Origin of the sequence: Acinetobacter sp. NEB149, from assembly GCF_012516415.1 — a bacterium.
Taxonomy (GTDB): Bacteria; Pseudomonadota; Gammaproteobacteria; order Pseudomonadales; family Moraxellaceae; genus Acinetobacter; species Acinetobacter lwoffii_V.
Genome location: NZ_CP051208.1, coordinates 2613891 through 2636249, shown reverse-complemented (window position 1 = coordinate 2636249; position 22359 = coordinate 2613891). Strand labels below are relative to the sequence as shown.

The 22359-nt window shown below is 44.9% G+C and carries 17 protein-coding genes and 5 tRNA genes; 16 read left to right on the top strand and 6 right to left on the bottom strand.

Annotation, left to right across the window (positions count from 1 at the left end; all coding sequences use genetic code 11):
• Positions 1-12: 12 nt before the first annotated feature.
• Positions 13-1047 (bottom strand): tRNA preQ1(34) S-adenosylmethionine ribosyltransferase-isomerase QueA, encoded by a 1035-nt coding sequence (gene queA, locus HGD77_RS12640; protein ID WP_168730869.1) that lies wholly within the window; start codon positions 1045-1047, stop codon positions 13-15.
• Positions 1048-1214: 167 nt separating this feature from the next.
• Here queA and HGD77_RS12635 point away from each other — a divergent pair.
• Positions 1215-1301: transfer RNA gene (locus HGD77_RS12635), tRNA-Leu, on the top strand.
• A gap of 258 nt (positions 1302-1559) precedes the next feature.
• On the opposite strand, the gene HGD77_RS12630 is transcribed toward HGD77_RS12635, so the two are convergent.
• The gene (locus HGD77_RS12630) at positions 1560-3791 is read right to left on the bottom strand and encodes an NADP-dependent isocitrate dehydrogenase (protein WP_005252821.1); all 2232 of its coding nucleotides are present in this window, start codon (positions 3789-3791) and stop codon (positions 1560-1562) included.
• 484 nt (positions 3792-4275) lie between these two features.
• Here HGD77_RS12630 and HGD77_RS12625 point away from each other — a divergent pair, with 484 nt between their 5' ends.
• Positions 4276-4785, top strand: a complete 510-nt coding sequence (locus HGD77_RS12625) for a DUF1543 domain-containing protein (protein WP_005252819.1) — start codon at positions 4276-4278, stop codon at positions 4783-4785.
• A 137-nt stretch (positions 4786-4922) separates the two neighbouring features.
• Entirely contained in the window at positions 4923-5915 is a 993-nt protein-coding gene (locus HGD77_RS12620; RefSeq protein WP_005252817.1) for a DUF2804 domain-containing protein, read from the top strand.
• A 63-nt stretch (positions 5916-5978) separates the two neighbouring features.
• On the opposite strand, the gene HGD77_RS12615 is transcribed toward HGD77_RS12620, so the two are convergent.
• Positions 5979-6857, bottom strand: coding sequence for a metal-dependent hydrolase (locus tag HGD77_RS12615; protein ID WP_168730868.1), 879 nt, complete (start codon positions 6855-6857; stop codon positions 5979-5981).
• 142 nt (positions 6858-6999) lie between these two features.
• On the opposite strand from HGD77_RS12615, the gene HGD77_RS12610 reads away from it, so the two are divergent.
• A complete protein-coding gene (locus HGD77_RS12610) occupies positions 7000-8037 on the top strand; it encodes a helix-turn-helix transcriptional regulator (protein ID WP_086044527.1) in 1038 nt (345 codons plus the stop codon).
• 48 nt (positions 8038-8085) lie between these two features.
• Here the strand turns inward: HGD77_RS12610 and HGD77_RS12605 are convergent, their stop codons facing one another.
• Positions 8086-9420: a Na+/H+ antiporter NhaC family protein gene (locus tag HGD77_RS12605; RefSeq protein ID WP_004645172.1), complete on the bottom strand. Its 1335-nt coding sequence runs from the start codon at positions 9418-9420 to the stop codon at positions 8086-8088.
• 365 nt (positions 9421-9785) lie between these two features.
• On the opposite strand from HGD77_RS12605, the gene trpA reads away from it, so the two are divergent.
• The 4 genes from trpA to HGD77_RS12585 are packed head-to-tail and all read left to right on the top strand — an operon-like array spanning position 9786 to position 13802.
• Complete coding sequence (gene trpA, locus HGD77_RS12600) at positions 9786-10589, top strand: tryptophan synthase subunit alpha (protein WP_005252810.1); 804 nt, start codon at positions 9786-9788, stop codon at positions 10587-10589.
• The gene (gene accD, locus HGD77_RS12595; protein WP_005252808.1) at positions 10586-11482 is read left to right on the top strand and encodes an acetyl-CoA carboxylase, carboxyltransferase subunit beta; all 897 of its coding nucleotides are present in this window, start codon (positions 10586-10588) and stop codon (positions 11480-11482) included. Before trpA ends, accD begins: the two co-directional genes overlap by 4 nt.
• A complete protein-coding gene (gene folC, locus HGD77_RS12590) occupies positions 11479-12762 on the top strand; it encodes a bifunctional tetrahydrofolate synthase/dihydrofolate synthase (protein WP_005252806.1) in 1284 nt (427 codons plus the stop codon). The genes accD and folC overlap by 4 nt, the downstream gene beginning before the upstream one ends.
• Complete coding sequence (locus HGD77_RS12585) at positions 12759-13802, top strand: SPOR domain-containing protein (protein ID WP_005252804.1); 1044 nt, start codon at positions 12759-12761, stop codon at positions 13800-13802. The genes folC and HGD77_RS12585 overlap by 4 nt, the downstream gene beginning before the upstream one ends.
• On the opposite strand, the gene HGD77_RS12580 is transcribed toward HGD77_RS12585, so the two are convergent.
• A complete protein-coding gene (locus HGD77_RS12580) occupies positions 13799-14401 on the bottom strand; it encodes a dual specificity protein phosphatase family protein (RefSeq protein WP_005266052.1) in 603 nt (200 codons plus the stop codon). The genes HGD77_RS12585 and HGD77_RS12580 overlap by 4 nt on opposite strands.
• Before the next feature lie 299 nt (positions 14402-14700).
• Positions 14701-15342: a peroxiredoxin gene (locus tag HGD77_RS12575; RefSeq protein ID WP_005252799.1), complete on the bottom strand. Its 642-nt coding sequence runs from the start codon at positions 15340-15342 to the stop codon at positions 14701-14703.
• A gap of 332 nt (positions 15343-15674) precedes the next feature.
• Here HGD77_RS12575 and secA point away from each other — a divergent pair, with 332 nt between their 5' ends.
• The 8 genes from secA (at position 15675) to HGD77_RS12535 (ending at position 22038) form a co-directional block, all read left to right on the top strand.
• Positions 15675-18401 (top strand): preprotein translocase subunit SecA, encoded by a 2727-nt coding sequence (gene secA, locus HGD77_RS12570; RefSeq protein ID WP_005252796.1) that lies wholly within the window; start codon positions 15675-15677, stop codon positions 18399-18401.
• 141 nt (positions 18402-18542) lie between these two features.
• Positions 18543-18896, top strand: coding sequence for a hypothetical protein (locus HGD77_RS12565; protein ID WP_004645181.1), 354 nt, complete (start codon positions 18543-18545; stop codon positions 18894-18896).
• 159 nt (positions 18897-19055) lie between these two features.
• Positions 19056-20276: a bifunctional glutamate N-acetyltransferase/amino-acid acetyltransferase ArgJ gene (gene argJ, locus HGD77_RS12560; protein ID WP_005252791.1), complete on the top strand. Its 1221-nt coding sequence runs from the start codon at positions 19056-19058 to the stop codon at positions 20274-20276.
• Positions 20277-20428: 152 nt separating this feature from the next.
• A complete protein-coding gene (gene nadA / locus HGD77_RS12555; RefSeq protein WP_005252789.1) occupies positions 20429-21496 on the top strand; it encodes a quinolinate synthase NadA in 1068 nt (355 codons plus the stop codon).
• Positions 21497-21647: 151 nt separating this feature from the next.
• A tRNA-Pro gene (locus tag HGD77_RS12550) sits at positions 21648-21724 on the top strand.
• 34 nt (positions 21725-21758) lie between these two features.
• Positions 21759-21835: transfer RNA gene (locus HGD77_RS12545), tRNA-Arg, on the top strand.
• A 33-nt stretch (positions 21836-21868) separates the two neighbouring features.
• A tRNA-His gene (locus HGD77_RS12540) sits at positions 21869-21944 on the top strand.
• A gap of 17 nt (positions 21945-21961) precedes the next feature.
• A tRNA-Pro gene (locus tag HGD77_RS12535) sits at positions 21962-22038 on the top strand.
• Positions 22039-22359 lie beyond the last annotated feature (321 nt).

The following is a 22359-nucleotide window of genomic DNA, read 5'->3' as shown; positions in this document are numbered from 1 at the left end:
AATGGTTCTCGCTTATTTCGCCTGATCAATCAGCATGGCATCGCCATAACTGAAGAAGCGATACTTGCTGTCTACTGCATGCTTATAAGCATTGAGAATATTGTCACGGTTGGACAAGGCAGATACAAGCATTAACAGGGTCGATTCTGGTAAATGGAAGTTAGTGATCAAACGATCGACCACTTTAAACTGATAACCCGGATAGATGAAAATCTGGGTATCACCTGTCCAGGCTGCCAGTTCACCGTTATGTGCTTGTGCTGCACTTTCGACTGCACGGGTGGCAGTCGTGCCTACAGAAATGACTTTATTACCGCGGGCTTTAGTCTGACGAATCATCTCGACCGCAGTTTCAGGGACATCGCACCATTCACTGTGCATGATGTGATTTTGAATATCATCAGTACGCACTGGCAGGAAAGTACCTGCGCCGACATGCAGGGTCACAAAGGTTTTTTGAACTCCTTTGGCTTCCAATTTTGCCAGCAGGTCAGCATCAAAATGCAGGCTGGCAGTAGGTGCTGCAACGCTGGCCAGTTTGGTTGGGTCATTAAACACGGTTTGATAACGTTCAGTATCAATCTCTTCCGCTTCACGGTTGAAATAAGGCGGAATCGGCAAGGCGCCGTATTGATCCAGCACATCGAGAATTGGTTGTGAAAATTCTACAATAAACAGATTTTCATGACGGCCTTGTACGATCACTTTCACTGCATCCGGGCCAATAAAAAGCTCTGCACCGGCTTTCGGAGTATTACTGGCCTTGATATGGCAATAGGCAATAAAGCGATCTTGCATACGCTCAACCAGCACTTCTACCGCACCGCCTGAAGCACGTTTACCTTTTAAACGGGCCTTCATGACTTTGGTGTCATTCAATATCAACAAGTCGCCGTCTTCAAGTAAATCCAGAATGTCAGTAAATTGATGGTCATGATATTGACCTTGGGTATCGAGGTGCAGCAGGCGAGAGGCACTGCGGGTTTCCAGTGGATAGCGAGCAATTAGCTCATCGGGGAGATCAAAATTAAAATCAGAAAGTTGCATGATGATTTACGCTAAAAAAACTGCGGCTAGTATAAACTTTTTTCTTTTTTATAGCGGGAATTGCTCGATTTTAAAACGAAAAAATGCCATTTGTTTTAAAAATAAACAAATGTAAATATTCTGCGTTGACAGTGCCGAGAAATCGCGTATTATACCTTTCATCCACTCCCGAGGTGGTGAAATTGGTAGACGCGGCGGACTCAAAATCCGCTGTCAGAGATGACGTGTCGGTTCGAGTCCGACCCTCGGGACCAAAATTCTAAAAAACCCCAAGCACATTCAGTCTTGGGGTTTTTTATTGTCTGTATATTTAAAAGTATTTATTTTCATCATTTCTTAAAATGGTTTTTGACTGAATTTGAGTGGTTTTGTCAGTAAGATGATGATTTATATCTATAGCGAAAAATAGATTAATTGAATAACTTTGATACATCAATCAGAAATAAAAAAACCGGCGCCTAGACGCCGGTTTTGTTATTTTACATTACTGATCAAGTCAGTTTTGCAAAAGCTTAGATCGTAGCAAGTGCTGCATTCAAAGTAGCACTTGGACGCATCACTGCATTTACTTTTTCTTGATCAACAGCGTAGTAACCACCGATGTCTACTGATTTTCCTTGAACTTCTGCAAGCTCAGCAACGATTTTCTCTTCATTTTCAGCTAAAGTTTTTGCAAGAGGTGCAAACTTCGCTTTCAATTCAGCATTTTCGTCTTGAGCAGCAAGTTCTTCAGCCCAGAATTTCGCCAGGTAGAAATGGCTGCCACGGTTATCAAGCTCACCTGTACGACGAGAAGGTGACTTGTCGTTATCCAGTAATTTACCAGTTGCACGGTCTAAAGTTTTGGCAAGTAACTTGATGTTGTCATTGCCTTCTTTAATACCCATTTCTTCTAAAGATACCGCCAACGCCATGAATTCACCGAGTGAATCCCAACGTAAGTGGTTCTCTTCAACTAACTGCTGTACATGTTTAGGAGCAGAACCGCCTGCACCTGTTTCGTACATGCCGCCACCCGCCATTAACGGCACGATAGACAACATTTTCGCAGATGTACCCAATTCCATGATTGGGAACAAGTCAGTCAGGTAGTCACGCAGGATGTTACCTGTTACCGAAATAGTATCTAGACCGCGTGCAACACGTTCAAGCGTATAACGCATTGCACGTACTTGTGACATGATCTGGATATCAAGACCAGTGGTGTCATGATCTTTCAGGTATTTTTCAACTTTCTTGATCAGTTCGTTTTCGTGTGGACGGTACGGGTCAAGCCAGAAGATTGCTGGCATGCCAGAGTTACGTGCACGAGTAACTGCAAGTTTCACCCAGTCACGAATCGGTGCGTCTTTCACCTGACACATACGCCAGATATCGCCTTCTTCCACGTTTTGTGACATCAACACTTCGCCTGTTTCTAGGTCAGTGATGTTCGCAACACCTGCTTCAGGAATTTCGAAAGTCTTGTCGTGTGAACCGTATTCTTCCGCTTTTTGCGCCATCAAACCAACGTTAGGTACAGTACCCATGGTTTTTGGATCGAAGTTGCCATTCCATTTACAGAAATTGATCATTTCCTGGTAAATACGTGCGAAAGTTGATTCAGGCATGACTGCTTTACAGTCGTAAGGCTTGCCGTCAGCGCCCCACATTTTACCGCCACCACGAATCATTGCAGGCATAGAAGCATCTACAATCACGTCGTTTGGTGAATGGAAGTTAGTGATGCCTTTTGCAGAATCAACCATCGCTAAAGCTGGACGGTGTTCTTGACAAGCATGTAAATCAGCAATGATTTCTTCACGTACAGAGGTTGGTAAAGTTTCAAGCTTTTCGTAAAGACCCGCCATACCGTTATTGACATTAATGCCAAGCTCATCAAAAAGCTTGCCATGTTTTTCGAATGCTTCTTTGTAGTAGATTCTTACACAGTGACCAAATACGATTGGGTGAGACACCTTCATCATGGTTGCTTTAACGTGTAAAGAGAACAGGATGCCTGCTTCACGACAGTCTTCAAGTTCTTTCTCGTAGAAGTCGCAAAGTGCTTTCTTGCTCATGAACATTGAATCGATGATTTCGCCGTCCAGAAGCGCAACTTTTGGCTTAAGAACAATCGCTTCACCAGACTTGGTGATCAATTCCATTTTTACATTCCGTGCGCGGTCTAAAGTCATCGACTTTTCGCCGTGGTAGAAGTCACCTTCGTCCATGTGTGAAACGTGAGTTTGCGACCACTGTTTCCACTCGCTCATAGAGTGCGGGTGTTTTTTCACGTAGTTTTTAACGGCAGCAGGTGCACGACGGTCTGAGTTACCTTCACGTAGAACAGGGTTTACTGCTGAACCAAGACATTTGCTATAACGTGCCTTGATTGCTTTTTCTTCTTCAGTGGTCGGGTTTTCAGGATAGTCAGGGATTGCATAGCCTTTAGACTGAAGTTCCTTGATACACGCTGTTAGCTGGCCAACAGAAGCACTGATATTTGGGAGTTTGATAATGTTCGTGTCTGGATCTTGTGTAAGACGACCTAGCTCAGCTAGAGTGTCAGGCACCTTTTGCTCTTCGCTTAGGTAATCTGTAAATTCGGAGAGCACGCGCACAGCTACAGAGATGTCACTTTTGACGATCTCAACGCCAGCTGGCTTAGTAAAGGTCTCAATGATCGGCAGCAGAGAATAAGTCGCCAGTAATGGCGCCTCGTCGGTCAGTGTGTAAATGATAGTTGACTTTCCACCAGCCATATATAGCCCCTTGCGTTGGATTGAGTTTCTGAGGACCGAACTTTTGGCCCAGCCTCTTTGAACCGATTTGCTTAAATAAAAACATTGAGAGTATCGTCTTTCAGCGCATTTCAGTCAACGAAATATGCCTTTAGATTGAAATTTGGGTGAAAATTTGTACAGATTTGTATGGTTTAGCCGTGTTTATATTTTGTACAAAAAAATAATCATCTTCTGCTGTAAATCCTGATGAAAATGATCGGAAATGATTCGCTAGCCAATTGTATTCACTGAAAATGGTTTTTTGAGTCCGACATAGACTTAAACTGATCCTCGAGATGTATATCGGTACCGAATGACTTCATGCTGTTTTGCGCAAATTCAGTCAGGCTGATGATGCAAATTTGTCCTTGGCAGATGGCTACATCATCATGGAATAGCTTTGCGCTATACTGGCAAGCATTAATGAAATGATCTTAAAGATTGACACTAACAAGGAAATGTAATGCCCAGCCTGTTTATTGTAATGCTCGGTGGTCGTCATGCCCGTGCCAATACAGAAGTTCATGATGTGGTTTTGGCTGTGGGGGAGAGTCTGGAAGATACCTATCCGCAATTAAAAAATGCCTGGTTTGCGGAACAGAAAGGCTTGCATATTGATGCCTGGGCGCAAATCAACGGGCTAGAGTTCGAGGGCAAGTCCTATGTGCTGCAATTTACTGATGCACAGCCACAGCAATCCGATGAAAAACTTTGGCTGATTAATCTGGGTGGTTATGATCCACGTGAGTTTGGTGAGTTACATCGTTATGTGTTGGTGGTTGCGCAGAATGCTATGGTCGCTAAACAGCGCGGTAAAGCTTACTTCGCCCGGCACTGGCAAAAACAGCATACCGACCGCGTGCTGGATGTAGATGACTGTATTGCCATCGATCAGGTTTATGGCCACTACGTCCAACTGCTAGAGGGTAGTTTTAGCGGCAATCGCTGGGAAAATACCTATCTCACGATTTAAAGCAGTTTGCGATTGAATTAAACTTGCGGCTGGCTTGATGATTCGATAAGCGGTTTAAAAAATCTCTTTATCAAAATTTAATAATTGGCATAATACTGCCAAGGAAAAACAGTTTTGACTGAGATGGAATGTCTTAAATGGATTTAATTCAGGCAAATGGACAACCACGTTATGGACGTTTCAAGGAGCTTCCAAAAAGTATTGACTATCAGGCATATCAATACAAAAATCCTTATGGTCATGTGCTGTCAGGCTGGCGTAAGCATCTAAAATATAAAAAATTCAAATTCTGTAGTATTCAGCACGAGCATTATACGATTGGATTGGCAATTGCCGATATCGCATGGGCAGGGCATGGTTTTGTCTATGTCTATAACCATATGAGCAATGAAGTGCTGGAATGGAATGCGATTAATTTCCTGTCACGCAACACTGTGCTGGATGAACAGCCACTGTTTAATCATAGTTATTTCCATAAGTCACCTTTTCAGATCGATATCCAGCATGCCAACGGCGTGCGTTATATCAACGTCAGCAAATACGGCGAAATTAAACTCAGTGCCCGGATTTTCTGTGCCGGAACCGATCCACTGAGTATGTGCAGTCCGACCGGCATCAATGGCTGGACCTATACTCAGAAACTGACCACTTTGGGCTGTGAAGGCTTTTTCATTAACAAGCAGGGTGAAACCATTCAGTTTAATGAACGCAGCTTTGCTTCTCTGGATGATACCTGTGGCTTTTTGCGCCCGGAAACGGCCTGGTTCTGGTTGTCCTGTAATTTCTGGGATGTGAACCATAATCGGATTGGACTTAATCTGGCTTCAGGTGTGAATGAAAGTTTTGGCAATGAAAACTGTCTGTGGATCAATGGCAAGATTTATCCGTTGGCCGATGTGCTGTTCCAGCAGGAATCGGAAAACCAATGGACGATTCAGTCGCTGGATGAAAAATTGAATCTGATGGTGAGTACAGGCTGGCGCCGTTATGAAAATCTGAACCTGCGTCTGGTCGGAAGTCAGTTTAGTCAGTGGCAAGCCAAGGTTTCCGGAACGATCCAGCAGGATGATCAGGAAATTATTTTACTGAATGAATATGCCTTGCTTGAGCAGCATTATGCCAAATGGTAAAAGTGCAGGACATAAGACCTAATTTAAAAGCCTTCAATTTTTGAAGGCTCTTTTGATTTGAGCTTAATCTTTGGCGGCCTGCCAGAAGGCTTCACCTGCTTGAATTGGATCATTGGTTTCGGCTAAGGTTTTTACCCAGACATCGTATTGCGCAATCACAGGATGTTGACTGGGATGAAAATCTTTTTTAAACCAGTCCCGATATTGTGGGCCCATACGGGTCAAGGTACCGTTACGGCCAAACAACCAGGGCAGTCCTTTCAGGTTCATTTGCAAACGCTCTAAGACACTGAACCCATCATGTTTCAGCATGACATTGGCGCGATAGGCAGTATAACTAAACATCAAAAATGTCGTGCTGAGCAGGGTCATTTTGCGCATCCATTCAGGTGTTTTTGCAATATCTTTCATCACGTCAAAAGCCACATCACGATGTTCCATTTCTTCAATCGCATGCCAGGCAAACATGGCACGTACATAAGGATGCCCGTCTTTTAAGGTGGATTTTTGACCGTAAAAAGTTTCAGCCATCAGCGCAGTCAAGTGTTCTGCCGCTGCCGTCGTGGCAATATTGAACTGTGCTGAACGATGTTTGAGGTCATGAGCGAACATATTATTCAGACGCTCAATAAAATCATCGACAGGCATGCCTTGTTCACGCATCAGCTGGTTCATTTTCTCATGGGCAATGCCGTGCTGTGCTTCCTGACGAATAAAATCTGCCACACGTTTTTGCAGCTCCGGGTCTGTGATCTGATCTCGGAACAGGCGCACACTCTGAATAAAATAACGCTCGCCATCTGGAAAGGTCAGGCTCAAGGCATTGAACATGCGGGTCAGAAAGGGGTCACCGCCAAACCAGTAGCGCGGGATTTCATCCAGTTTAAAATCAAGCTGGGTCCGGACCACGGGCTTTATTGAAGATTTTAATACTGCATTCATCTTATGAATTCTTTTTTGTGACGATGCTGACAGTATGTCGGGGAATGCCGTAATTGTTTTGACAGTGCTTGCCAATTTTTATACATTTTATGCCAAATGAAAATAAAACTGCTTAGACTAAAGCAGGCAGCGGGAAGCGCGCATGCAAGAAATTAAAATATCCAATGGTTATATTCAGCTTTGGGCGACTTATCTGCGCAGTCTGCAAATTGAGCCTTTGGAAGCTGACTTTCTGCAAGATGTACATGAAGCGCTTGTCCCCCTGATTGATCAGCCTTTTGCCACGCAAGTGCCGCTGGAATTATTAAATCAGCTTCTGTTAAGAACCCGGCAACATTTAAACTGTCCACAACTAATTTTCGAGATCGTGCAGGTTATTCGTCCAGAACATTTTGGCGTGCTCGGTTATATGGCTTCGCGAAGCAGCAGCGTTGCGGAAATGATCCGGCATATCATTCGCTTTCAACGACTGGTGATTGATGGCAGTGAGTTTGTACCTTTGCAATTGAAGCAGCGTGAACACAGTCTTGAATTATTTTGGGCCTATCTGGATGAAAAATATAATCTGTTAAATGAGCTGACCATGGCCGCGATGGTGCAGTTGGGGCATGTCATTTTGCAGGATCATCAACTGTTACTGCACTGTGTACGTTTTGCCCATGCGCCCGACAGGGGGCAAATGCATTATCAAAAGTTTTTTGCCAGTGAGGTGAGATTTTCTCAGGACTATTATGGCATAGAGCTGGATTTGCAAGGACTGGCACATGGGTCTGAGCAGGCTGATCCAATCCTGTTGCAGCTACTGGTTCATCAGGCAGAACAGGCGATTGCAGCCAAGCCGCCCCTTGAAAATCATTTGGAACAGGCGCAGCAAATGATTGCCGAACAGCTGCGGACCCAGCATCAGGCCATTAAAGTTGAACAGCTTGCCCGGCAGTTGTTGATGTCGACACGTAGTTTGCAGCGCTTATTCAGTACACAGGGCACTTCATTTAAAAAACTGCTGGAACAGCAGCGGATTAAACGTTGCGAGCTGTTGTTGCAGCAGGGATTAGGTCTGACCGAGATTGCCGAGCAGCTGGATTATTCTGATCAGTCGGCTTTGGCACGGGCCTATAAGGCAGCCACCGGACAGACCTTGTTAGAGCGAAAAAGGCAGTTACACAAAGCACGAAGCTGAAAAAAGCGACCGGTATCGGTCGCTTTTTTATTTTCGCAGGATGATGGATTAAGTGCTTGCTTTCACCTGAGGGAATCTAAACGCGATCGCAGCAATCGCAAAAATGGCCAGAATCCAGCAATAGTACACACCACCAATCAGTTCAACCGGCGAGATTTTTGCAATGGAACAGGCCAGTAGTAACTGTGCGCCATAAGGAATTAAACCCTGTACCACGCAAGAGAAAATATCCATCAGTGCCGCAGAACGCTTGGGATCCACCCCGTATTCTTTGGCGACTTCACGCGCCATATCACCAGACAGAATAATCGCCACGGTATTATTGGCCACAAAGATATTCGAAAACACCACCAGAAAACTAATCCCGATTTCGCCGGCACGTTGCTTCCCAACTTTAAATAGACGGGTCAAGCTATAAATGCGCTCGATCAGCCAACGTAAACCGCCTTCTCGTTGCATGATCGCCGAGAGGCCACCCAGGAACATCGACAATAACGCCACTTCAAACATGCCGACAAAGCCATCATAAATTGAAGTATTCAGTTTGAGCAGATCAAATTCAGCTGTGGCAAACAGGCCAAACAAGCCGGAAAGTAACACCCCAATGGTCAGCACAGCGAGAACGTGTAAACGGCTAAAGGCTAAAATAAATACGGCGATATAAGGTAAAACCAGAAGCCAGTTAAAATCCTTGTATTCCACTGCATTGCTACTACTGGTACTCAACACGTAAATCAAAATAGTGACGATTGAGGCTGGAACCGCAATCCAGACGTTGACCCTGAACTTGTCACGCAGTTGTACGCGTTGGCTGGTGGTCGCCGCAATGGTGGTGTCTGAGATCATGGACAGGTTATCACCAAACATGGCACCACCGACCACTGCACCAATCGCATAAATCACATCAATATCGGTAACCTGGGTGAAACCAAAAGCGATTGGCGCACAAGCCGCAATGGTGCCCATGGAGGTACCCATCGCCGTGGCAATAAAGGCCGAGATCACAAATAACATCGGCAGAATAAATGTGGGTGGAATCACCGACAGGCCCATCTGCACGGTGGCGTCGACGCTGCCAATGGCGCTACTGACGCTGGCAAAGGCGCCGGCCAGCATAAACACCATAAACATCAGAATTAAGTTTGGATGACTGGCACCTCTGAGGAATTCCTCAATGCCCTGGTTGAGTTTGCCGCGATACACTAATGCAGCCAAGATAATCGCAGGCAGGGCAGCCACAGGCGCTTTCACCTGATAGAACGCGAACTCGGTTCCGATCAGGGAATGATAGATCCCGCTACCCAAAAATATGGTTAAAAATACAATAAGCGGCAGCAGTGCAATGGCGCGTGCCTGCACTGTAGCCTCAGAATCAGTCTGCATAGGAGATAAAAAAGTAAGAGAATAGGACTAGTATAAAGCAGGTTTTGCTATTTCAGAAAACTTTAAATGAATGCGCTAACATCTGCATTTTTATTAATTTTTATATGATAAAAATAAGTTTATCTAAATATTCAGGATTTTAGGTAATAGCAAAATTAGGCATCTTTGATCATTGAGAAAAAAATCAAAATAATCGTAAATAGACCCTTCCGAATTGTTTTGAAATCTTCGCACAGGAAATGAAGTACTCGAGGTCGGTATCGCAGACTGTTCATTGGACAAAAAATAGCGTTACAATGCGATGTCTTGTATTTCTACATAGTCAATGCCTCAAGTTTGAAACACGTTAAGGAAAATACCACCCTATGTCACGTTTAGCCACACGATTTGGACAACTTAAATCTCAACAGCGTAAAGCTTTAGTTTCTTATGTCATGGCGGGTGATCCGCATCCAGAAGTCACAGTGCCTTTGCTGCATGAGATGGTGGAAGCGGGTGTCGACGTGATTGAGCTGGGACTTCCTTTCTCAGACCCGATGGCGGATGGGCCGGTGATTGCGCTAGCTGCCGAACGTGCTTTGGCAGGTGGAACCAATACGCTAGATGCCCTGCAGATGGTGAAAGAATTTCGTTTGAAAGACCGCGAAACACCGGTGGTGCTGATGGGTTATCTGAATCCGGTTGAAGTAATTGGCTATGAAAAGTTTGTGGCTTATGCCTATGAATGTGGAGTAGACGGTGTGCTGCTGGTGGACTTGCCACCAGAAGAAGCACAAAGTCTGGGTGAAGTACTGGAAAAATATGACATGGATCAGATTTTCCTGCTGGCACCCACTTCAACCGATGCACGTATTCAACATGTAGCAAAACAGGCCAGCGGCTTTATTTACTATGTGTCACTGAAAGGCGTGACCGGTGCAGCAACTTTAGATGTCTCTGAAGCCGCTGCACGCATTCAAAAGATTAAAGCTGTGACTGATGTTCCTGTAGGCGTAGGTTTCGGTATCAGTGATGCTGCATCTGCGAAAGCGATGGGTGTTGCTGCCGATGCAGTTATTGTGGGTAGTGCGTTTGTAAAGCAGTTTGCAACGCTCGCACCAGAACAAGCCGTTATTGCAACGGTGAATAAAGTCAAGGAGCTTCGAGCAGCGCTCGATGAGTTAGTATGAGTCAACAACTGAAATCAGGCAAAATTCTGAGCCCATCGACCCCATGGACGGAGCGTACTGTTCCGGGCATTCAGGTACCCGATGAGCAAACGGCATATAAAGCGACATTTACCGAGCCTACGATTGAGTGCCCTGAATGTCATGCATTGGTGACCCGTACTGCGATGTCATTTAATGCTTATGTCTGTCCGCAATGTGATGAACATTTGCGCATGAAAGCCCGCGAACGTCTGAACTGGTTCTTTGATCAGGTACAAACAGAATTGGGTCAGGAATTTATAGCCAAAGATCCGCTGAAATTTGTCGATAGCAAAGCGTATCCCGATCGTATGGCTGAAGCGCAAAAGAAAACCGGTGAAACTGAAGCACTGGTGGTAATTCAGGGTTTGCTGAAAGGCGTACCGATGATTGCCTGTGCGTTTGAGTTCGACTTCATGGGCGGTTCTATGGGCACAGTGGTCGGTGACCGCTTTGTTCAGGCTGCAGAACATGCGATTGAAGCTCGTCAACCTTTGATCTGTTTTGCTGCTTCGGGTGGTGCTCGTATGCAGGAAGGCATGTTGTCCCTGATGCAAATGGCGCGTACTTCGGCTGCGATCCAGCGTTTAAAAGAAGCAGGTCTGCCTTATGTAGTGGTATTGACTCATCCAGTGTACGGCGGTGTGACCGCATCATTGGCAATGCTGGGTGATGTACATATTGCTGAACCGAAAGCGATGATTGGCTTTGCCGGTAAACGTGTGATCGAACAGACTGTACGTGAAAAACTGGAAGAACCGTTCCAGCGCGCGGAATATTTGCTTGATCATGGGGTAATCGATCAGATTGTTCACCGTCATGCATTACGTGATACAGTTTATCGTATCGTTACGAAGTTGATGAATTTGCATTGAACACAGCACCCTTAGCAACAGATTCTTTAAATACATGGCTCGATTATTGGAGCCATGTTCACGTTACGGGTATTGATTTAGGTCTGGAACGGGTTATTCCTGTGGCTGAAAAGCTGGGCGTGACATCTCCAGAGGCCAAAGTGCTGACGGTGGCAGGAACCAATGGTAAGGGTTCGACCACCACCACGCTGGCCGCGATCCTGAATGCGCAAGGCTTCAAGGTCGGGCTATATCAATCCCCTCACGTGTACCGTTTCAATGAGCGTGTTAAATTGCGCGGCATTGAAGTGGAAGATCAGTTGCTGATTGATGCTTTTGTTCAGGTCGATCAGGCTCGTCGCGAATGCGGTTTGAGCCTGTCTTTCTTTGAAGCCACGACACTGGCTGCTTTTGTGATTTTTAAAGATCAAGGCTGTGATGTCTGGGTACTGGAAGTGGGTTTAGGCGGCCGTCTGGATGTGGTCAATGTGGTCAATCCAGATGTGGCGGTAATTACCAATATTGGTCTGGATCATACCGACTGGCTTGGTGACACCATTGAGAAAATTGCTTTTGAAAAGGCCGGAATTATTCGCCCGGATATTCCCGTGGTATTTGGTGGACAGCAACAGATCCCGCAAGCTATTCTAAATAAAGCCCAAGAATGTAAAGCACCCTTGTATGCAATCAACCGGGATTATTTTTATGAAGCCTTTGAAGATGGCCAAAGCTGGGCTTTTGCTTCATCAGGTACGACCTTAAAACTCCCTACAGGTTCACTGGCATTAGATAATATTTCTACCGCCGTGGCCGCCATTCTGCTGAGCGAATTAAACGTCAGCCAGCAGGCAATTGCACAAGGCATTCAAACGGCAAAATTGCCGGGACGTTTTGAAATCCGTCAAATCCAGAATAAAACCGTGATTTTTGATGCAGGACATAACCCGCATGGGGTGGAATTTCTGCTGAAACAATTACGAGATTATTTAAATTACAATCAAAAATATAATGAAGTCATTTGTGTATTTTCAATGCTGGCAGATAAAGATATAAATTCTGTCGTCAAGTTATTGAAAGACACGGTTCAATTGTGGAAAATTGCACCATTATTCGTCCCACGTGCGGCAGAGGTCACAGTTTTGGCTGATGCTTTAAGCGGTGAGGCGGTAGAACAATTTGACAATGTAAAATTAGCTTTTAAATCAGCACTGGATCAAACAGATAATAATCAGCTGATTTTGGTATGTGGATCATTTCATACCTTAGAAGCGGTATGGGAGTATTTGGAAGAATGTCAATGAATAACAAACAGCGCTGGATGGGCGGTGTTGTTTTACTCGGTGGTGGTGTTTTATTGGCAGCATTACTCCTGAAAGGCCAAGATGAAATCAATCAGGACCGTCAGCAAAATCCGGCACAGGCTGCGGAAGTTGAAAATAAAGAGACAGGCAATCATTCGCTCGGTTCTTTGACGGTCGATGTGGAAACAGAAAAGCGTTTACTTGAACAGCAACGTCGTGACCGGGAAAAATCGGTTGCAGAGCAGGAAGCACGTGCAGCCGAATTTTTAGCGATGCAACAGCAGGCTGAAGCAGATGCTGCGCGTAAAGCGGCTGAAGAATATGCTGCCCTGAATGCACACCGCCTGGGACAGCAAAGTTCCGATAATATTCCGCCAGAACTGGTTGAAGACGAACAGGCCAAGCAGAAACGTCTGGCTGAAGAAAAAGCGGTGCAAGAAAAAAAGTTAGCCCAGCAGCAGCTGGACCAACAAAAAGCCAATAGTTCTACTGATGCAGCCAAGAAAGAAGCAGAGCGTAAAGCTGCTGAAAGTAAAGCCGCTGAAGAAAAACGCAAGTTAGAACAACAGCAAAAAGCCGAAGCAGAACGTAAGGCGGCTGAAGCAAAACGTAAAACCGAGGAAGAGCGTAAAGCGGCTGAAAAGAAAGAAGCTGAACGTAAAGCAGCCGAAGAAAAACGTAAGGCCGACGAAAAGCGTAAAGCTGAAGAAGCTAAGAAAAAGGCTGCAGCCGAAGAAGCCAAGAAGAAAGCAGAAGCTGAACAGGCGCGTAAGTTACTGGAAGGTGAAGAGGACAAGCAATGGATGGTGCAGGTGGCACTGGCAGCGAATGAAGCCAATGCGGATGCTGTAGCAGCCAAACTGCGTGCCAAAGGTTATAAGGTCACCAAAAGCTCAACTTCTAAAGGTGTACGCATCATGGTGGGGCCGTCCAAAGACCGTGAGACTGCAGATGCACTTCGTAAGAAAATTGCGTCTGATGCCAGCCTGAATATGAAATCAGCTTGGGTGAATGACTGGGTGCCGCTGGATAAGCGTTAATTCTTTGTATTAACCAAAGTTTCTGTAAATGGATTCGTGAGTTGCTCGCGAATCCATTTTACATTTTCAGGGGTGAATAGATTGTCAATATTGCGCCAAATGGCATGAAAGCCATAACCGCCATGTTTCATTTCCTGTAGTGCCTGCTCAATCGGCCAATGTTCAAAAATAATCCGGTACATGGCGACACTGGCACCGGTTCGGTCTGAGCCGTGATAACAATGCAGGAGCACCTTTTGATGATTTTGTTGTGCTTGCTGAATCAGTAGCATAATTTTCAATAAATCTTCCCGATCAATTGCCCAGGTATGTATGGGTACATGATGCAGCTGAAATTTTTCATTGCTCAAAAGAAAGCTGTCTTTATCCCGTGAACGTAAATTAATAACCACATCGATCTTATGCTGTTTTAATAAAGGAATGAGTTCAGTTGAAGGCTGCTCACTACGATAGACAAAATTGCTGATTTGATGAAAATTATGATTCTGATGAATGGGCTGTCCCCAATGCTGAGGACGTTGAGGTTCAGGCAGGGCCGGCGTGGTCATACAACCTGTCAGGAGGCAGCTCATCAGGATTGGAAATATGCAGATTTTCATACAGAGCATAGATGTTGTTTTTGTTATTTCAAGTTTAAAGTGGATATGGAATTTTGAATATAAAAAAGCCTATCCGAAGACAGGCTGTATCAACAAATCGAATCCGTGGCACGTCAATGTCGTATTCGATAAAACATAAAATCTGGAAAAATAGAGTTTCTCTTATTCTTTACTACGAGCTCCATCTTATCCTGTGCTACGCGCTTCGCTTGTCTTGCGCAAAATTAAAAAGGAGTCCTTTTAATTTGTTGCTCGAAGCATAGCTTCTCACCTTGCGCAAGGGCAGAGCAGTGCTCTGCTTATCCTTGCTCAGGATGGGGCGTTAAGCGCAGGTAAGGCGTGACCGCTGTATAACCTTTTGGAAAACGTTGCTTGATTTCTTCCTCATCTTTCAGTGAAGGGATAATCACAACATCATCACCATGCTGCCAGTTCGCAGGCGTGGCCACTTTATGTTTATCGGTGAGTTGAAGTGAATCCACCACACGCAAGATTTCATGGAAATTACGGCCGGTCGATGCAGGATAAGTAATAATCAAACGGACTTTTTTATTGGGATCAATGACCACTAAAGAACGAACCGTTAGAGTTTCACTGGCATTTGGATGAATAAAGTCATATAGCTCGGAAACTTTACGATCCTGATCGGCAATGATCGGGAAATTCACCGTGGCGTTCTGGGTTTCATTAATATCTTTAATCCAGCCATGATGCGACTCCACATCATCAACTGACAAGGCAATCGCTTTAACACCACGTTTTGCAAACTCATCTTTCAGTTTTGCGGTATAGCCAAGTTCAGTCGTACATACCGGTGTATAGTCGGCAGGGTGTGAAAATAAAATGCCCCAGCTATCACCCAGAAAGTCATAAAAATTAATCAGGCCTTCACTGGATTGCTGTTCAAAATTCGGTGCGGTATCGCCTAGACGTAAACTCATCTTTTTAGCCTCAATTGGTCTTTTAGTGTCGAGATAGGATTTAATATGAACCAATTTTTTTATGATTAAAAATAGTGTTTTTTGCTTTCTTTATGAGTAAATTGCATAAGTAGGATATCCATCTATCCAGAAGCGCAAAAATCAGTCACTTAATTGACTATGTTGCACAGGGAAAATTTGCTACATTACTTTGCCTTAGATCTTAGGGCTAGAACTAAGGATCAGATTTTTTTAGCGGTTTTACAGCAAAACCCTTGTAGTTCAAATTTCTAGCACCATAATAACGACTAAGAACATATTCATTTGACAAGCAAGATTTAGAGAGTCTATTCATGTTGGCAAGTCTGATCGGAGGAATCTTCGGTACCAAAAATGAGCGCGAACTCAAACGCATGCGTAAAATCGTAGACAAGATTAATGTGCTCGAGCCGACGATATCTACCCTTAGCGATGCAGACTTATCTGCAAAAACTGAAGAATTCAAACAACGATATAATAAGGGTGAAACCCTCGATAAATTATTGCCTGAAGCATTTGCAGTCTGTCGTGAAGCGGCGAAGCGGGTGATGGGCATGCGTCATTATGACGTGCAGCTGATCGGTGGTATTACCTTGCATGAAGGCAAAATCGCAGAAATGCGTACCGGTGAAGGTAAAACCCTGATGGGTACTTTGGCCTGTTATCTGAATGCCATCAGTGGTCAGGGCGTGCATGTCATTACCGTGAACGATTACCTGGCGCAACGTGATGCCGAGTTGAACCGTCCATTATTTGAGTTTTTGGGTTTAAGCATCGGCATTATTTATTCCATGCAAAATCCGATGGAAAAAGCTGAAGCTTATCGTGCCGATATTACTTACGGTACCAATAACGAATTTGGCTTTGACTACCTGCGTGACAACATGGTGTTCTCGCTGGCTGAGAAAAAGCAGCGTGGTTTGACCTATGCGATTATCGATGAGGTCGATTCGATCCTGATTGATGAAGCACGTACCCCGTTGATTATTTCCGGTCAAAGTGAAGATTCTTCACAGCTTTATGCAGCCATCAATAATATTCCACGAAAATTACAGGCACAGAAAGAAGAGAAAGTGCCGGATGGCGGTCACTTCTGGATTGATGAAAAACAGCGTTCAGTTGAAATTACTGAAGTGGGTTTTGAAACCATTGAAAGTGAATTGATTGAAATGGGCTTGCTGGCAGAAGGCGAGAGCTTGTATTCAGCGTCGAACCTGAACCTGTTGCATCATGTCACTGCAGCGATCCGTGCCCATTATCTCTATCAACGCAATGTGCAATACATCATCAACGATGGTGAAGTGATTATTGTCGATGAAAATACCGGTCGTACCATGCCGGGACGTCGCTGGTCTGAAGGTTTGCATCAAGCCGTAGAAGCCAAAGAGGGTCTGGAAATCCAGCCGGAAAACCAGACTCTGGCAACCACAACCTTCCAGAACTATTTCCGTCTGTATAAAAAATTATCCGGTATGACCGGTACTGCTGATACTGAAGCAGCGGAAATGAAAGAAATTTATGGTCTGGATGTGGTGCTGATTCCGACCCACCGTCCAATGATTCGTCAAGACCATAACGATTTAATTTATTTAAATCGTGAAGGGAAATATAACGCGATTATTCAAGAAATTCAGCGTGTGCATGAAGCTGGTGTCGCACCAATTTTGATTGGTACAGCCACCATTGAAGCTTCTGAGATTCTGTCGGATAAGCTAAAAGCGGCAGGGATCCAGCATGAAGTACTGAATGCCAAACAGCACGAACGTGAAGCCGATATTATTGCGCAGGCCGGTGCGCCGCGTGCAGTGACGATTGCCACCAACATGGCCGGTCGTGGTACCGATATTCTCTTGGGTGGTAACTGGAAGGCGTTGCTGGCTAAAATTGAAAACCCGACTCCTGAAGATGAAACGCGTCTGAAAGCAGAATGGGATGTTAATCATCAGGCTGTGCTGGATTCAGGCGGTTTGCATATTATCGGTTCCGAGCGTCATGAATCACGCCGTATCGATAACCAGCTGCGTGGTCGTGCCGGTCGTCAAGGTGACCCAGGTGTATCGCGTTTCTATCTGTCACTTGAAGATGACTTGATGCGTATTTTTGCCGGTGATCGCGTAGTCGGCATGATGCGTGCCATGGGCTTGCAGGAAGATGAAGCGATTGAGCACAAAATGGTGTCTCGCTCGATTGAAAATGCGCAGCGTAAAGTGGAAGCACGTAACTTCGATATTCGTAAGAATTTGCTGAAATACGATGACGTCAATAACGAACAGCGTAAGATCATTTATAGTCAGCGTGACGACATTCTGGCAGAAAATTCACTGCAGGATTATATTGAAGAAATGATCCGTGAAGTGATGCAGGGTGTAATCGCCAACTATATTCCGCCTGAATCGATTCATGACCAGTGGGATAGTGAAGGTCTGGAACTGGCGCTGCGTGAAGATCTTTCGATGGATCTTCCTATCGGACAATGGCTGGAACAGGACCGTCGTCTGGATGAAGAAGCTTTGGTGGTGCGCATTACCGATGAAGTACTGAACCGCTACCGTTCACGTCGTGAACAAATGGGTGAAGAATCTGCAGCTTCGCTTGAACGTCACTTTATGCTGAATTCTCTGGATCGTCATTGGAAAGAGCATCTGGCGGCTATGGATTATTTGCGTCAAGGTATTCATTTACGTGGTTATGCGCAAAAGAATCCAGAGCAGGAATATAAAAAAGAAGCTTATAACCTGTTTGTAAACATGCTGGGTACGATTAAGTCCGATGTCGTGACAGATCTGTCACGCATCCACGTACCGACACCTGAAGAGCTGGCGGAAATGGAAGCACAGCAGCAGGCACAGGCTGAGGCAATGCGTTTGCAGTTATCTCATGAAGAGTTTGACGGCTTGCTGGCAGGTGAACATGAGGTGACGACCGAGCAAAATGTTCAGGCGAATCCTGTAGCACCAGTCTTTGAAGCACCGGCAAGTCGTAATGCACCTTGTCCATGTGGTTCAGGCCTGAAATACAAACAGTGTCATGGCAAGATCTAAACAGTGTTAAAAAAAATCAGAGCCACATGGCTCTGATTTTTTTATGTATGAAGATTTTTCAGAAATTGAATACTGTTTGCAGTCTTAGGAATTAAATGCTATTTAATGGCTCATTCAACACCTCAAAGTGGAATAACCTGAATGAAAAAAGTATTAAAAACGCTCATGATTGCCGCTTTGGCAATACCTGCCTTAAGTTTTGCACAAACTGCAGCGACCACAACAATTGATAAAGTTCAGCAAGCGGTAGGTACTAACACTGCTCAAGTACAACGTACCGATGCGCAAGTGACTGTAGCAAGCCCACGTACCGGCATCCGTTATACCTTTGCCAACCAGAACCGTCCGATTGTATTGCAGACCGCTGCGATTGCAGCTGCTAATGCGGCAAATGCAGACCGTATTGTTGCTACTAATCCTGCACTTTCTAGTGCAAGTCAACAACAAGCGAAACAGGCTTTACTAAGCGAATCTGGACAACTTGCACAAAATTAAAAATATCTTAATTTTAAAAACGTAGAAACCAGTCTTGATGACTGGTTTTTTATTGTGAAAACCCATAACAAATCTCAGGCTGGCTCAGGCTTTGGCTCGATTTTTTGTTGCAGATCAACTAAGCTGTATTTTTCTAAAACTTCAATATTGGACTTTAAAATGGCAGTTGGTGACGTATCTATGCCACAGATGCATGTGGTGAAAGGGGTTAAAATTGGTTCGGCTGAAGCCTATGTGCGCTATCAGAACCGACGTGACCTGGTGATATTTGAACTGGCTGCAGGCTCCAATGTTGCTGGGGTGTTTACCCAGAATGCCTTTTGTGCAGCACCTGTGCATGTATCCAAAGCACATTTGCAAGCGGGAAATCCACGTTACCTGGTAATCAATACCGGCAATGCCAATGCAGGAACAGGTCCTACAGGCATGGCAAATGCAGAAGCCACCTGTGCCAAGTTAGCTGAACTTGCAGGCGTACAGGCTGCTGAAGTGTTGCCATTCTCGACTGGTGTGATTGGTGAGCAGCTTCCAATGGAGCGTTTGCTTACAGGTTTACAGCCTGCGCTGGATTCATTGCGTGATGATGCCTGGGGCGATGCAGCGACTGGAATCATGACCACAGATACCACTCCGAAAGGTGCGTCAGAACAGTTCGAGCTGGATGGTGTGACTTATACCATGACCGGTATTTCCAAAGGTGCAGGCATGATTCGCCCGAATATGGCGACCATGCTGGGCTATGTTGCGACGGATACACCGATCAGCCGTGAACTGGTTCAACAGTTATTAACTGAAACAGTCAATGTATCGTTTAACCGTATTACAATTGATGGCGATACCTCAACTAATGACTCGTGTATTTTTATTGCCACAGGTCAGGCCGGTGGTGCTGAAATCACTTCGACTGAAGATCCACGTTATGCAGTGGTGCTAGACGTATTGACACGTACCATGAAACGCCTTGCGCAACTGATTGTACGTGATGGTGAAGGTGCGACTAAATTCATTACCGTGACTGTAGAAGGTGGTGGCAATACTCAAGAGTGCTGCGATATTGCCTATAGCATTGCGCATTCACCGCTGGTCAAAACCGCAATCTTTGCTTCTGACCCAAACTGGGGCCGTATTCTGGCAGCGATTGGTTATGCCGGTGTGCCAAATTTAGACGTTGCAAAAATTCAGGTTTGGTTAGATGATGTACAAATCTGCAAAGATGGTGGTGCGGCAGCAGACTATACTGAAGCAGCCGGTGCACGTGTGATGGCCCAGGCTGAAATGACGATTCGTGTTGATCTTGGACGAGGTCAGGCAAAAGATACGGTTTATACCTGTGACCTGTCGTATGACTACGTAAAAATCAATGCAGATTATCGCTCATAATTCAGATTGTTTATAAAGCCTCCGTTGTGGGGCTTTTTTATACTTAATGATTTTTAATGACTGGTCAAAAATAGCATTTCGCCAGAGATGACCGGGATGTAGGGTGAAAGGTTCATTGAATAGTGAACCATGAGGGTAGAGTAAGAGTTGTTATGAATGATGCGACCAAATTAATAGCCAATGAAGCTAAATCGATTGTGCAGGCGCATTTAGATCGTTTAGGTGTTCCACAAGAACATCAAATGAGCCAGCAGGAAAAATTGGACAAATTTGCACAGATCAAGGCAGAGCTGGAAAAACAGGATGCTGTTTTGGTGGCGCATTATTATTGTGATCCTGAAGTGCAAGAACTGGCTGAACTGACGGGGGGCTGTGTTTCCGATTCACTGGAAATGGCGCGTTTTGGTCGCGATCATCCAGCTTCAACGCTTGTGGTAGCTGGTGTGAAATTTATGGGCGAAACCTCTAAAATTCTTTCACCCAATAAAACCGTGCTGATGCCAACTTTGGAAGCGACCTGTTCACTGGACTTAGGTTGTCCTGTCGATGAGTTTACCGCTTTTTGCGATGCGCATCCGGATCATACCGTGGTGGTTTATGCTAACACGTCAGCGGCTGTGAAAGCCCGAGCCGATTGGGTCGTCACTTCAAGTTGTGCAGTGGAAATTATCGAACATCTGGACGGTCTGGGCGAAAAAATCATCTGGGCACCCGATCAGCATTTGGGTCGTTATATCCAGAAAAAAACCGGTGCAGAGATGTTGCTCTGGGATGGTGCTTGTATCGTACATGAAGAATTCCGTTCACGCGGTATTGCCAATATGAAAGCACTCTATCCAGATGCTGCGGTTCTGGTACATCCTGAATCACCGATGTCTGTAGTCGAGATTGCCGATGCCGTGGGTAGTACCTCACAATTAATTAAAGCAGCACAGACTTTGCCGAATCAACGTTTAATCGTTGCTACTGATCGCGGTATTTTTTATAAAATGCAGCAGGCAGTGCCGGATAAAATTCTGATTGAAGCACCAACCGCAGGAGAGGGGGCAACTTGTCGTTCTTGTGCGCATTGTCCTTGGATGGCCATGAACGAGCTGAATGGTATCTTGCATGTGTTACAGCATAAAGATCAGGAAGTGCATGTCGATCCGGTACTTGCTGAACGAGCTAAACTGCCTCTAGATCGCATGCTGAACTTTAGTGCCGGACTAAAACGTTAAAATTTGTATAAAAAATGTCTGAAGCGATTGATAAATAAACGCTTGAAGCGTTTTTTCGGTTTTTTTTAAATATAGGTGTTGACGTCTCCGGGCGTCGCGCCTAGAATGCACACCGTACCGAACGATGTTCGATACGAAAGCTGAGATGAATCGGAGCATAGCACAGCCTGGTAGTGCACCTGGTTTGGGACCAGGGGGTCGTAGGTTCGAATCCTACTGCTCCGACCAATTCTTCAAGGCAAATGATGTTTGCATCAGTAACGCGCTTGTAGCTCAGTTGGATAGAGCATCCGCCTTCTAAGCGGATGGTCACAGGTTCGAATCCTGTCAGGCGCGCCATTTGGTCGCTTGATGTTAAGAATCAAAATGATGGTGGATGTAGCTCAGTTGGTAGAGCCCTGGATTGTGATTCCAGTTGTCGCGGGTTCGAATCCCGTCATTCACCCCAACTTTTAAAGTTGAAATCGGAGCATAGCACAGCCTGGTAGTGCACCTGGTTTGGGACCAGGGGGTCGTAGGTTCGAATCCTACTGCTCCGACCATCTCCTTCAAGATGGTCGAGATAAAAGATACCGCGTTAAGCGGTTTTTTTATGCCTGAAATTCAATGTGAATAAAAAATATACAATTGTTATCGGTGGCTATCATGATGAATGCTCGAATTCCTATTAAATTATTTTTCATCTAATAAAACTGTGCATTGAAGATTGCTTTCTTCTCGCATTGCTTCACTCTTAATTTTAATCATTCAACAATTTAACCAGAGTTCATCTATAGAGTGATTATCTTGTTGAATGGAATTTTAATGGATGGATGAGGATTATATTTTTAAAATGGGTAAGGGATTCCATAGTAAATCTATTT